This window comes from Pseudomonas auratipiscis (genome assembly GCF_036324085.1).
Taxonomy (GTDB): domain Bacteria; phylum Pseudomonadota; class Gammaproteobacteria; order Pseudomonadales; family Pseudomonadaceae; genus Aquipseudomonas; species Aquipseudomonas auratipiscis.
The window spans coordinates 51,789-64,639 of sequence record NZ_JAZDCU010000021.1; the positions used below are offsets into that span (position 1 = coordinate 51,789).

The 12,851-nt window shown below is 59.7% G+C and carries 11 protein-coding genes and 1 riboswitch; of the genes, 8 read left to right on the forward strand and 3 right to left on the reverse strand.

What is annotated here, in order from left to right; genetic code table 11:
- The first annotated feature begins 49 nt into the window (after positions 1-49).
- Together argC and V0R60_RS23215 are read left to right on the forward strand one after the other, a co-directional pair.
- Positions 50-979: an N-acetyl-gamma-glutamyl-phosphate reductase gene (gene argC, locus V0R60_RS23210; RefSeq protein WP_330079928.1), complete on the forward strand. Its 930-nt coding sequence runs from the start codon at positions 50-52 to the stop codon at positions 977-979.
- Positions 980-1,044: 65 nt separating this feature from the next.
- Positions 1,045-2,490, forward strand: a complete 1,446-nt coding sequence (locus tag V0R60_RS23215) for a SulP family inorganic anion transporter (RefSeq protein ID WP_330079927.1) — start codon at positions 1,045-1,047, stop codon at positions 2,488-2,490.
- Between the two features lie 9 nt (positions 2,491-2,499).
- Here the strand turns inward: V0R60_RS23215 and V0R60_RS23220 are convergent, their stop codons facing one another.
- Entirely contained in the window at positions 2,500-3,351 is an 852-nt protein-coding gene (locus V0R60_RS23220; RefSeq protein WP_330079926.1) for a CAP domain-containing protein, read from the reverse strand.
- Between the two features lie 136 nt (positions 3,352-3,487).
- Between V0R60_RS23220 and V0R60_RS23225 the strand changes: the two genes are divergently transcribed.
- Positions 3,488-4,102, forward strand: coding sequence for a cell wall hydrolase (locus V0R60_RS23225; RefSeq protein ID WP_330080024.1), 615 nt, complete (start codon positions 3,488-3,490; stop codon positions 4,100-4,102).
- A 69-nt stretch (positions 4,103-4,171) separates the two neighbouring features.
- On the opposite strand, the gene V0R60_RS23230 is transcribed toward V0R60_RS23225, so the two are convergent.
- Positions 4,172-4,714, reverse strand: coding sequence for an RrF2 family transcriptional regulator (locus tag V0R60_RS23230; protein ID WP_136476878.1), 543 nt, complete (start codon positions 4,712-4,714; stop codon positions 4,172-4,174).
- A gap of 246 nt (positions 4,715-4,960) precedes the next feature.
- On the opposite strand from V0R60_RS23230, the gene V0R60_RS23235 reads away from it, so the two are divergent.
- Entirely contained in the window at positions 4,961-6,163 is a 1,203-nt protein-coding gene (locus V0R60_RS23235; protein ID WP_330079925.1) for an NAD(P)/FAD-dependent oxidoreductase, read from the forward strand.
- A 12-nt stretch (positions 6,164-6,175) separates the two neighbouring features.
- Here the strand turns inward: V0R60_RS23235 and thpR are convergent, their stop codons facing one another.
- A complete protein-coding gene (gene thpR / locus V0R60_RS23240) occupies positions 6,176-6,715 on the reverse strand; it encodes an RNA 2',3'-cyclic phosphodiesterase (protein ID WP_330079924.1) in 540 nt (179 codons plus the stop codon).
- A 184-nt stretch (positions 6,716-6,899) separates the two neighbouring features.
- Here thpR and lpxO point away from each other — a divergent pair, with 184 nt between their 5' ends.
- The 4 genes from lpxO to V0R60_RS23260 all read left to right on the forward strand — a co-directional run bounded on the left by lpxO (position 6,900) and on the right by V0R60_RS23260 (position 12,816).
- Positions 6,900-7,799 carry a lipid A hydroxylase LpxO gene (gene lpxO / locus V0R60_RS23245; RefSeq protein ID WP_203480080.1) on the forward strand — a complete coding sequence of 300 codons (900 nt, stop codon included), beginning with the start codon at positions 6,900-6,902 and terminating at the stop codon, positions 7,797-7,799.
- Positions 7,800-7,928: 129 nt separating this feature from the next.
- Complete coding sequence (locus V0R60_RS23250; RefSeq protein WP_330079923.1) at positions 7,929-8,486, forward strand: GNAT family N-acetyltransferase; 558 nt, start codon at positions 7,929-7,931, stop codon at positions 8,484-8,486.
- A 46-nt stretch (positions 8,487-8,532) separates the two neighbouring features.
- Positions 8,533-8,739: riboswitch (cobalamin riboswitch) on the forward strand.
- Positions 8,740-8,846: 107 nt separating this feature from the next.
- On the forward strand, positions 8,847-10,988 hold the full coding sequence (locus tag V0R60_RS23255) for a TonB-dependent receptor (protein WP_330079922.1): 2,142 nt from the start codon (positions 8,847-8,849) through the stop codon (positions 10,986-10,988).
- A 154-nt stretch (positions 10,989-11,142) separates the two neighbouring features.
- Positions 11,143-12,816, forward strand: coding sequence for an MFS transporter (locus V0R60_RS23260; protein WP_136476885.1), 1,674 nt, complete (start codon positions 11,143-11,145; stop codon positions 12,814-12,816).
- The last annotated feature ends 35 nt before the right edge of the window (positions 12,817-12,851 follow it).

A 12,851-nucleotide genomic window follows, 5' to 3' on the forward strand; every position in this document is an offset into this window, starting at 1 on the left:
AGTTCAACGCCAGCATAGGCACTCCCTGAACTTATTCATTGAGAGCAACATGCACCAGCCACTTGTGTTTATCGATGGCGATCAAGGCACCACCGGCCTGTTGATCCACTCCCGCTTGCAGGGGCGCGACAATCTACGTCTGCTGACCTTGCCCGACAGCGAACGCAAGGACCCAAAGCGTCGCGCCGAGGCCATCAACAGTGCCGATGTGGCGATTCTGTGCCTGCCTGATGATGCCGCGCGCCAGGCGGTGGCAACGATCAACAACACAACCGTACGCGTGATTGACGCCAGCTCCGCTCATCGCACGGCGCCTGGCTGGGTCTACGGCCTGCCCGAACTTGACGAACAACAGGCCGAACGGATCGCCCAGGCCAAGCGTGTCAGCAATCCAGGCTGTTACCCCACGGGCGCCATTGCCCTGTTGCGACCATTGGTCAGCGCAGGCCTGGTGCCCGCTGACTATCCGCTGACAGTCAACGCGGTATCGGGTTACTCCGGAGGCGGGCGTGCCGCCGTCGAGCGTCACGAAAGCGCAGCAGATAAAGCAGCCCAGGGCGTTCTGGTTTATGGACTGAACCTGGATCACAAACATGTGCCGGAAATCCAGGCGCATGCCGGCCTGTCGCATCGGCCGGTGTTCATCCCAAGCTATGGTAGCTACCGCCAGGGCATCGCCCTGACCATTGCCCTGCAGACGCGCCTGTTGCCGGCGGGTGTCAACGCCGCCCATCTGCATGAGCGCCTGCGCCAGCACTACCATGGTTCGCGCTATGTACAGGTGGCAGCGCTGAAACAGGATGAAGCCGCGCCGATGTTGGATCCGCAAGCAGCGAACGACAGCAACGAGCTGCAGCTAGCGGTGTTCGCCAATCCTGCCCATGGTCAAATAGTATTGACTGCGGTGTTCGATAACCTGGGCAAGGGTGCCTCGGGTGCTGCGGTGCAAAACCTGGAGTTGATGCTGACCTCTATTTGAACACTGGCCCAGGCCGGCGAATTTCCGTAGCATCCTCCCCCTTTTTGCCGGCAGCTTCCCCGACCATGAAAACAACCTCCCTACGCGCCGATGTCCTGGCTGGGCTCACCACGTCCTTTGCGCTGGTGCCCGAATGCATTGCCTTTGCTTTGGTGGCGCATCTGAACCCGCTGATGGGTCTCTATGGCGCGTTCATCATCTGTACGCTCACCGCCTTGCTCGGTGGCCGTCCGGGGATGATCTCCGGGGCGGCGGGGTCCATGGCGGTGGTCATCGTCGCCTTGGTGGTTCAGCACGGCGTGCAGTACCTGCTGGCAACCGTGCTGCTTGGCGGGTTGATCATGATTGTCTTCGGCGTGCTGCGCCTGGGCAAACTGGTGCGCATGGTGCCTTATTCGGTGATGCTCGGTTTCGTCAACGGCCTGGCGATCATCATCGCCCTCGCCCAGCTTGAGCACTTCAAACACGACGGTGTCTGGCTGTCGGGCTCGACCTTGTACCTGATGATCGGCCTGGTCGCGCTGACCATGGCCATTGTCTATGTGCTGCCGCGCCTGACCCGCAGTGTGCCGCCAGCTTTGGTCGCGATCCTTGGCGTCGGCGCCGGCGTCTACCTGCTCGATCTGCCCACCCATACCCTGGGCGATCTGGCCCATATCGCTGGCGGCCTGCCTGCATTGAGCTGGCCGGACATTCCCTGGACCCTGGAAACCCTGCAGATCATCGCGCCTTACGCGATCCTGATGGCGCTGGTGGGTTTGCTGGAAACGTTGCTGACCCTCAACCTGACCGATGAAATCACCGAAAGCCGCGGCTACCCCAACCGCGAGTGCGTGGCCCTGGGTGTGGCCAACATGACGTCCGGCATGTTCGGCGGCATGGGCGGTTGCGCCATGATCGGCCAGACCGCCATCAACCTGAGCTCTGGTGGACGCGGCCGGCTGTCCGGCGTGGTGGCAGGTGTGATGATTCTACTGTTCGTGCTGTTTCTCTCACCGCTGATCGAACGAATCCCGCTGGCAGCCCTGGTTGGCGTGATGTTCGTGGTGTCGCAGCAGACATTCTCGTGGGCATCGCTGCGCGTGCTGCACAAGGTGCCGGTGAACGACATGCTGGCAATTATTGCAGTGACCGTGGTTACCGTACTCACTGATCTGGCCACGGCGGTGCTGATTGGTATCGTGATCGCCGCTATAAACTTCGCCTGGCAGCAAGCTCGCGAACTGTATGCTGACAGCCACCTGGAAAGTGATGGCAGCAAGCTCTACCGGGTCCACGGCACGTTATTCTTCGCCTCGACGACGCCCTTCCTCAATCAGTTCGACCCCGTCAACGACCCAGCCCAGGTGACTCTCGATTGCCAGCACTTGAACTTTGTCGATTACTCGGCAATTGCGGCGCTCAAGACTTTGCGCGAGCGCTACAGCAATAACGGCAAACACCTGCGCGTGGTGCACCTGTCCGAGCGCTGCAAGCAACTGCTCAAGCGCACGGATTTGCATTACGGCTAAACGCAGCCCTCAGGGCGCACCGAACATTGCCGTCCAGTAGATCCCGGCATCGCTCTTGGGATCGACGGCATAGGCGGCGCCCAACTCGGTGAACTGCGGGTTCATCAGGTTGGCGCAATGGCCAGGGCTGGCCAACCAACCATCGACCACTTTGCGCGGGGTGTCCTGCCCGGCGGCAATGTTTTCGCCCGTCAACTGTCCTGCGTACCCGGCCAACTCAGCTCTGTCGCCTGGTGTACCACCATCGCGATCGATGTGATCGAGAAAGTTCTGATTGGCCATTGCTCGTGTATGGGTTTCAGCGACGCCAGCCAGCACCGCGTTCCAGGCCAACGGTGCGCTGGCCGCGAACGTCTGGCTGCCACATTGGCGCTGCTGGCTGCGCGCACTGTTGATCATGCTCAACAACTTCTGGCCTTCGGCCTGCCAGTCGCCCAGCTTTCCGGCAAGCAACGGCCGCGCCAGAACAATGCGCCAATCGCGAGCTTGCTGACTGACACCAATATCGACGAACTGCGGATCAAGCACCACCTGACAGAAGCTTTCCCGCACAGCTTGCATGGCCGCTTGAGCATCACGAGGGCCATTGAGGGTAATAGCCTGAACATTGACCATCGGGTAGCTGGCTTGAGCCAGGGCGCTGCGCAAATCCACGCTACCGGTGGCCGGCAACACCAGGCGAGGATCACTGGCCAGTGGCGGCAGCTCCAGCGATGCCTGCCCGCCGCAGCGTTGGGCCTGACTGCGATAACCATTGATTGCATCGATCAACTGGGACGGCTCACTGGCCTGGGCTGCCGTGGCTGCCAGCAGCGCCATAGGCAGGCAGGCAAGACGCAGAACGGATGACAGGACACGCATGTAAATCTCCCTTGAACAGACCGCACCCATGATGCGCGATGCGCTCGTCGTCGAACAGTTGGAATGTTTTGAGCGTCGCGCGGTCGACCCTGTAACGGGAAGCTTCATCTTTCTCTCGCTACTCAAGAGCCAGATCATGCGCCTTATAACGATTGTAACCTGCCTGGCGCTAAGCCTCTGCAGTCCGCTCCTTGCAGCGAATGAAGCCAAAGCCGAGGTGGCAGAAGAAAAAGCCCAGGCGCTGGAGCAAAAAGCAGCCGTACAACCGAATGCACCGCCTGCCAGCAGAAGCAAAGCTATTACCCAACCCGAAGTCCAGGCAGTCGACCCGGCGGGTCAGGCAGCGCTGGATGACGCCATCACCTGCATGGCGCGCAGCATCTATTGGGAATCGAAGGGTGGCAAGGCGCCGGACATGGAAGCGGTGGCCAGCGTGGTAATGAACCGCCTGGGTCATGAAGGCTTTCCGGACACCGTGTGCGGCGTCGTCAAACAAGGTTCCGAGACCGGCAACTGCCAGTTTTCCTGGTGGTGCGACGGGCGTTCTGATTCAGTCCAGGAAGAAGCCCGTTATGCCATTGCCAAGGAAATCGCACGCAAGGCACTCAACCGGCAACTGGATGACCGCACTCGGGGCGCGCTGTATTTTCATGACCGCCACGTATCGCCGGATTGGGCGCGCGGCTATGTGAAGACCACCGAGACCAGCGACTTTCTGTTCTACAAGCCGCGAAATGGCACGGCGCGCTAATCAGAATGCTGATTCGGCCGGTGTTTGATAGGGGCTGTCATTACCCCGTCCGGGTGCAAGCCAACCGGTTCAGGAAACATCGACGACAGGTATCTCGCCGGTGGTCTTGCCCGCGCGACGGTCACTCATCCAATTGACCAACTGAGTTGAAAACTCAGGCGGCGCCTTGCGACCAACGCGCCGGGCGATATCCAGGATGGTCTGCTGCGCCAACGCCTCTTCCATGCGTTTTTGCGCCGTAAGCATTACCGCATGAATAGAGCAGGTGCCCTCCTGGGCCCAGCTTGGCGGCGAACCTTCAAACAGTGCACAGCGATCGCGCACATCACGGCACTCGAAGATCATTTTGCGCCCGTCTATGGCGGTAACGATATCCAGCACACTGATTTCGTCCGCCGGACGCGCCAGCTTGAACCCTCCGCGCACGCCTTCGGTGGCCGCCACAAGCCCGGCCTTGGCGAGCTTGGTAAAGACCTTGGCCAGGTACTCCTGAGGCACACCCTGCAGGTCGGCAAGGTCACGCACACTGGCTTCACGGCTATCACCCAGCTCATCGACCAGGAAGGTAAGGCAATGGATGCCGTACTCCACGCCAGCGCTATACAACGACATGACAATCTCCGACTAGCTTTGTCGCCAATGTTATCAGATTTTTCATTCATGACGAACGACTTGCAGCCCTTCAAATAGAGCTTCCCAGAGATAAATCAGCCTATCGATGGCAAACATCGCTTAAAAATAGTGCTTGCCCAAACTAACTACGACCAATACAGTCGTAGTTGTACGCCGCCATGGGTTGACCTGCAGCCCCCCATGAGCAACCGGTCAAAAACGATTTCCTCTCTGTGGAGCAGCCAAATGAAACAGCACATTCTGATTGTCGGCGCAGGTTTTGGTGGTGTCTGGAGCGCGCTGAGCGCGGCTCGCCTGCTGGACCAACATGGCCGCGACGACGTTGCCATCAGCGTTCTCGCACCACAGGCCCAATTGCGTATTCGCCCGCGCTTCTACGAACCTGATGTGCACCAGATGCAAGCACCCTTGGCCGAGCTCTTCAACGCAGTAGGCGTTGCCTTTATCCAGGGCGCGGCCGAACAGATCGACGTGAACGGCAAGCGCGTCAGTTACGTCGATGCCCAGGGCAACCGCAGCGATATCAGCTATGACCGCCTGGTGATGGCTGCCGGTAGCGGCGTGTGGCGTCCGGATATCGACGGTCTGAACACACACGCCTTCGATGTCGATCAGATCGAATCGGCGGCGCGCCTGGAGCAACATCTCAAGTCGCTGGCCAGCCAGCCGGAATCAACTGCACGTAACACCGTAGTGGTCGCTGGTGGTGGGTTCACAGGCATCGAAACTGCCACGGAAATGCCCGGTCGCCTGCGCGCTATTCTGGGTGCCGATGCCAATGTCCGGGTGATCATTGTCGACCGCGGCGCCAGGATCGGTGCGGCCTTGGGTGAAGGCATCAGCCCAACCATCATCGAGGCGTCCGAAGCGCTGGGCGTGCAATGGCGAGTCAATGCTTCAGTAGCCGGCGTGGATGCCGGCGGTGTCACCCTCGTGGACGGTGAGCGGATTGAAGCAAATACCGTGGTCTGGACCGTTGGCGTACGTGCCAGCTCACTGACGGCGCAAGTGCCGGGCGAACGCGATGGACAAGGTCGCCTGCACGTCGACCGCAACCTTAAGGTGAAGGGCCAGGAGCATGTCTATGCCACCGGCGATGTGGCCTACGCGGCTACCGACGATGAAGGCAACTTTGCCGTCATGTCTTGCCAGCATGCCATCGTGCTGGGCCGTCATAGCGGCAACAACGTGGCTGCAGACCTGCTCGGTGTCGAGCCCACGCCTTATCGCCAACCCAAGTACGTAACCTGTCTGGACCTGGGAGCCTGGGGCGCGGTTTACACCGAGGGCTGGGATCGTCAGGTCAAGTTGCTGCGCAAAGAAGCCAAAGACCTCAAGACCCAGATCAACACCACCTGGATCTATCCGCCCGCAGCTGACCGTACCAGTGCCCTGGCCGCCGCCGATCCGCTGATTCCGATCGCTTGATGGCAGAACCTGCTACAACGGCCATTGCGCCAATGGCCAGTAACGGCCCTTGCGCGACTCGAACAGGATAAAGTTCTGCGCGCGCAGGGTGAATTCAGCCGCTACCAGTGCTTCCGGTACTTGTCCCTGGTAATCCCGAGCCAGGGTCAGGTGCGGACGAAACTCCCTTGAGGCCTCGGTGAAGCCAAGCGGTAGCAATGCCTGCTGCAGGTTATAGACCAAATGACGCAAGGTTGCAGGCGTTTGGCTGGGTGCTAGCACCAAGGCCTTGGCCGAACGCCAGACTTCCAGTCGATCAAGCGCGACGCTGATGGGCTGACTTGGCACCTTCACTGCAGCAGCAGCCGCCAGAACGGCGGGCAATTGTGCGGTGTCCACTGCCCCGAGGAACATCAGGGTCAAGTGGAAGTTCGACGACGGCACCGGCCGTCCGCTGCTCAAACCGAGGTCACTGCGCCACTGGGCAATGCCCCGACGTTGCGCTGGCGTGCAATCGAAGGCAAAGAATAATCGTTTGAATGGCTGGCCGCTTTCGCGAGTGTCTTGCTCCATACCCTCCCCCCTTTCCTGTTGTCTTTGCGCTCAGTCTAACGGTGGACGTTGGCAGCGCAAACCTTTGCGCCTGGGACTAATGTCTGGCGTCAAAGCAGTAACATTTTGTACAAACCGCGGTCGCGATTGTTTATGCTGGCGAGCTTATGCCATGGCGCATCGCCACATCGATAAGTACCCGCCCATGAAAATTTTTCTGGTTCTACTGTTTGTCTTCTCAATTGCTTTTGTCCATTTTCGCGGACGCGTCAGGCACAAGATCACCCGCCAACTGGGCGATCACTCAAGCTTCCTGGCCCCGGTAAACGTTTTCCTCTACCTGTTCTCCAAGCTTGAGGCCAAACCCTACCTGCCGGTCGAGTCGTTTCCCGAGCTCAAGCCGTTGCAGGACAACTGGCAGGAGATTCGCGCTGAAGCGCAACAGCTTCTGCATGTAGGCGAAATCAAAAGCTCGCAGAACTACGACGACGTAGGCTTCAACTCTTTCTTCAAGAGCGGCTGGAAGCGCTTCTACCTTAAATGGTACGGCGAGAGCCACCCTTCGGCGATGAAACTGTGCCCACGCACCACCGAGCTGCTGCAAAGTATCGGCACAGTCAAGGCCGCCATGTTCGCTACCTTGCCGCCAGGCTCCAAACTGGTTCGCCACCGCGACCCTTATGCGGGCTCCTACCGCTACCACCTGGGCCTGGACACGCCAAACGATGATGCCTGCTACATCTGCGTGGACGGCGAAAACTACTCATGGCGAGACGGCGAAGGTGTGGTCTTCGACGAGACCTACATTCACTACGCCTCCAACCAGACCGAGCACAACCGCATCATTCTGTTCTGCGATGTCGAGCGTCCATTGAAGTATCGCTGGGCCACCGCTTTCAACCGCTGGTTCAGCCGTAGTGTGATGGCGGCCGCCGCCGCGCCGAACGATGCCGGTGACAAGACCGGCGGCATCAACCGTCTGTTCACGCGCATCTACAAGATCCGTGAGCGAGGCAAGGCCCTGAAGAAACGTAACCGCACCCGTTACTACCTGGAAAAATGGGCAGTGGTCGCGGTATTGCTGCTGGTGTTTATTTATATCTGACCCGTTTACCCGGCCAACGAGCCGTGCTGCCTTCGACCAACGGCGCCGGGGGCAGGACCAACCAGCACAAACAGTTGCATGCCGGCACCAACGCTTTCAGACTCGCGGCTCACGTTGCTAGGAACCGCCATGATTCACATCCGCCCCATGACCGCTGCCGACTTCGACCGCTTCTGGCCAACCTTCCAGGCCATTGTCGCAGCGCGCGAAACCTATGCCTTCGATCCGGCCCTGAGCCAGGATCAAGCCCGCCAACTGTGGCTTGAATCCCCCCTGCAGACCCTGGTGGCGGAAGAGGATGGCCAGTTGCTTGGCTCCTATTACCTCAAAGCCAATGCCGCAGGACCCGGTAGTCATGTCAGTAACTGTGGATACATGGTCACCGAAGCTGCGCGTGGACGTGGCGTTGCTCGGGCCCTGTGCGAGCACTCGCAACAGTTGGCACGCGAACAGGGTTTCTTGGCCATGCAGTTCAATTCGGTGGTGTCGAGCAACGAAGCTGCCGTGGCACTGTGGCAGAAACTTGGCTTTGCCATTGTCGGGCGCTTGCCTCGCGCCTATCGGCACGCTCAGCTAGGGCTGGTCGATTGCCTGGTGATGTACAAATGGCTGGAGCAGCCCCAGCAACCGCTGCTGATCGGGCGCAAGAACATTGAAGCTGTGGTGTCACGCAAGCGCGGGCGATAAGCCAGGGGTTTGTCCAACTCATTGACTGCAAAGACTTTCAATGTTCAGATGCGCGCCAGTTTCAGGTGTCCTGCGCCGTCGTGCGCAGGGTGAAACGGGAAGCCGGTGCATCACTTCAGGTGACTAGTCCGGCGCTGCCCCCGCAACGGTAAGCGAGCGAAGCCTTCGAAACACCACTGTGCTCAGGCATGGGAAGGTGAAGGCCTTCACGACCCTCGCAAGCCCGGAGACCGGCCTGAAGCTTCGTTTGGCAACCCCGCGGTGGGCGGGCGCAGGCCGGTTTGCGCTCGCCTGCGCGCGCAATTCCTTCATGCGTTGTTCCCTCCGGGATCCATTTCTTCCAGTAGACAGTGGAACGATATGTCCCGTAATTCCAAGCTTCACACTCTGGCGGCCAATACCCTGGCCCCCTGCCTGGCATTCTGCGTGCCGACCTTTGCCGCTGAATCTGGCAGCACCGCCCTTGCGCTTCCTTCCACGGCCATCACCAGCAGCAGCGACAACGAGGTGATCAGCCTGGCTACCCCGTTGCCGGCCGGTTCGCGGCTGAATCTCAGCGCCATGGATACCCCGGCCAGCACCAGCAGCATCAGTGCCGACGCCATCGACAAGCGCAACAACCTCACCGTCCAGGACGCCGTCACACGTTCGCCGGGCATCACTTCGGTGGCGACGCCTGGCAATGGCGGCACCGCCCTCTCGGCCCGTGGCTTCGAAGGTCATGGCTCGGTGATGACGTTGTTCGATGGCTCGCGGATGTATACCGGTGCCGGCACCCAGACATTCCCGGTTGATCCGTGGATGGTCGAACGCATCGACGTGATCCGCGGTCCGGCCTCGGTGCTCTATGGTGAAGGCGCCACCGGTGCGGTCATCAACGTGATTGCCAAAAAGCCTTTTGCCGGTGACATCCGCAACCATCTGCGGCTGGGCTACGGCGCCTACGACCGTCAGCAACTGGGCCTGGACAGCGGCGGTTCGCTGAGCGAGCGCCTGAGCTACCGAGTGACCTTGAACAACCAGCAGAGCAACGGCTGGGTCGATCGTGGCGACTCGAAAAACCTGGCGATGAGCGCCGCCCTGCGTTTCGACGCCAGTGACGACTTGAGTTTTACCCTGGCCCACGAGCGCGGCGATGCCGAGCCGATGAACTACTTCGGTACGCCGCTGATTGACGGCCACTACCGCGACAGCCTGGGCAAAAAGAACTACAACGTGCAAAACGATGTGCAGCGCTACCACGACGAGTGGACCCGCCTGAACACTGACTGGACTATCAGCGATTCGATCAGCGCCAGCAACCAGCTCTATTACATCAAGAGTCGCCGACACTGGCGCAACGCCGAAGACTACACCTGGAACAGCGGCGCAGGACAACTGGAGCGCGGCAGCTACCTGGAGATCAAGCACGACCAGGAGCAAATCGGTGATCGCCAGAGCTTCTCCTTTGATCACTCGCTGTTCGGACTGGCCAGCAAGACCGTGGTCGGTGCCGAGTACAACCGCATTCGCTTCGGCATCGACAGCAACTCACCTTACAACGACATTGGCGGCGACTTGGTCGACCCATGGAACCCGGCCCCAGGCTACTTCCACAGCAAGGACCCCACCCGCCCTCAAAGTCAGAGCACTACCCGCACCTTTGCCCTGTTCGCCGAAAACCGTACCCAGCTGACTGATCGCTGGTCGCTGGTAACCGGTATCCGCCGTGACCAGAACCACATCGACCGCGACAACTTGATTGATGGCAGCCGCACCGACCGTAGCCTTGGCGGTGGAAACTGGCGTGCAGGGTTGGTCTTTGCGGTCACCGATGATCTGTCGTTGTACGGCCAGTACTCCACCAGTGAAGACGGCGTCAGTGACCTGGTTACGCTCAGCCCAAGCCAGCAGAACTTCGACCTTACCGAAGCCAAACAGACCGAGTTTGGTCTCAAGCAATTGTTCTGGGACGGTCGCGGCGAATGGACCCTGGCGGCTTATCACATCGTCAAAAAGAAGCTGTTGGTCAGCAACCCCGTCACCCACCTCAAGGAACAAGCCGGGCAGCAAACCTCCGATGGCCTGGAAGCGACCCTGGAACTGGCCCTGGCCAACCAATGGCAAGTTTCTGCCAACGCCTCGGTCGTGCGAGCCAAGTACGACGACTTCGATCAGGTGGTCAACGGCCAAACGGTTTCGCGCGCGGGAAATCGACCAAGCAATGTGCCACGGCGCACCGCCAATCTATGGGTCAGCAAAGGCCTGGAGCACGGCGTGGACCTCGGCATGGGCCTGCGTTATGTCGACCAACGCTACGCCAACACCGCCAATACCCAGACCGTTCCTGGCTTCACCGTGGTTGATGCCAACCTTGGCTGGCAGGTGCTTGCCGATGTGCGCCTGGGACTGCAGTTGAACAACCTGCTGGACCGTCGCTATGCCGCCACGGCGCACAGTGGCGAACAATGGATCATGGGCGAGCCTCGGTCGTACTTCGCCACCGTGGACTACAGCTTCTAAGCGCCACGGCGCATCGCGGCCACGCTGGATATCCGAAAAAAGATGATTATGCTTGAAGAAACCTTGCAGCGATGCAAGACCGCAAACCCCCAGGCCAGGGTGCGGTAAATGTCAGTGGGTGCTCCGGCCTATAAAAACAAGGCGGAGAACACTCATGGCATCAGTCGAAGGCTCCACAGGCAGCACACCTCACCGTGCAATTTCCAAGGAGGAGCGAAAAGTCATTTTCGCTTCGTCCTTGGGCACAGTGTTCGAATGGTACGACTTTTACCTCTACGGCTCCCTGGCAGCGATTATCGCCAAGCACTTCTTTGCCGGGGTCAACGAGACCACCTCATTCATCTTCGCCCTTCTCGCTTTTGCCGCAGGTTTTGCCGTGCGCCCCTTTGGCGCCATCGTGTTCGGGCGGCTCGGCGACATGATCGGGCGCAAGTACACGTTCCTGATCACCATCGTGATCATGGGCGTGTCGACCGCAATCGTGGGCTTGCTACCCAGCTATGCCACCATCGGTGTAGCAGCACCGATCATTCTGATTACCCTGCGCCTCCTGCAAGGCTTGGCCCTGGGCGGCGAATACGGTGGCGCGGCAACCTATGTAGCCGAGCATGCCCCACAAGGTAAACGTGGCTACTTCACCTCCTGGATTCAAACCACTGCGACCCTGGGGCTGTTTCTGTCGCTGTTGGTTATCCTCGCCTGCCGTACCGTTCTTGGCACTGAAGCCTTCGAGGCCTGGGGCTGGCGAATTCCGTTCTTGCTGTCGATTCTGCTGCTGATCGTTTCGGTGTACATCCGCCTGCAACTGAGCGAGTCACCCGTATTTCTGAAGATGAAAGCCGAGGGCAAAGCCTCCAAGGCGCCGCTGACCGAGTCTTTTGCGCGCTGGGACAATCTCAAGGTGGTGATCATGGCGCTGCTTGGCGGCACCGCCGGCCAGGCTGTGGTCTGGTACACCGGGCAGTTCTACGCACTGTTTTTTCTGTTGCAGACGCTGAAGATCGACCCACAAACCGCCAACCTGCTGATTGCAGGCTCACTGCTGATCGGTACACCGTTCTTCATTCTGTTCGGCAGCCTGTCTGACCGCATCGGACGCAAGGGCATCATCATGGCGGGCTGCATCATTGCCGCGCTAACGTACTTTCCGATCTTCAAGGCATTGACCGAATACGGTAATCCAGACGTGTTCCTCGCCCAAGAGCGAAACCCGGTAACGGTGATTGCCGATCCCAACCAGTGTTCGTTCCAGTTCGATCCGGTGGGCAAGGCAAAATTCACCAGCTCCTGCGACCTGGCCAAGAGTGTGTTAGCCAAGCGTGCCATTCCCTACGACAACGTCAAGGCTGAACCCGGCACTGTCGCGCAAATTCGCATCGGCGAGAACGTGCTGCAGAGCTTTGAAGGAACCGGCATGCCGGCCGCCGACTTCAAGGTCCAGAACGACGCGTTCGTCGCCAGCCTCGGGACTGCACTCAAGGACGCGGGCTACCCGGAAAAAGCCGACCCCGCCAAAACCAACTACCCGATGGTGTTGTTGCTGCTGACCATCCTGGTGATCTACGTGACCATGGTTTACGGACCGATTGCCGCCTGGCTGGTGGAGCTGTTCCCGACGCGCATCCGCTACACCTCGATGTCACTGCCTTATCACATTGGCAACGGCTGGTTCGGCGGCTTCCTGCCCACGGTAGCGTTCGCCATGGTCGCGGCCACGGGTGATATCTATTACGGGCTGTGGTACCCGATCGTGATCGCGGTGATGACCGCCATCCTGGGTATTTTCTTTCTACCGGAAACCAAGGACCGGGATATTCATCACGACTGAAGCTCAGGCGCAGGCTATACGCACGATTGCGGATT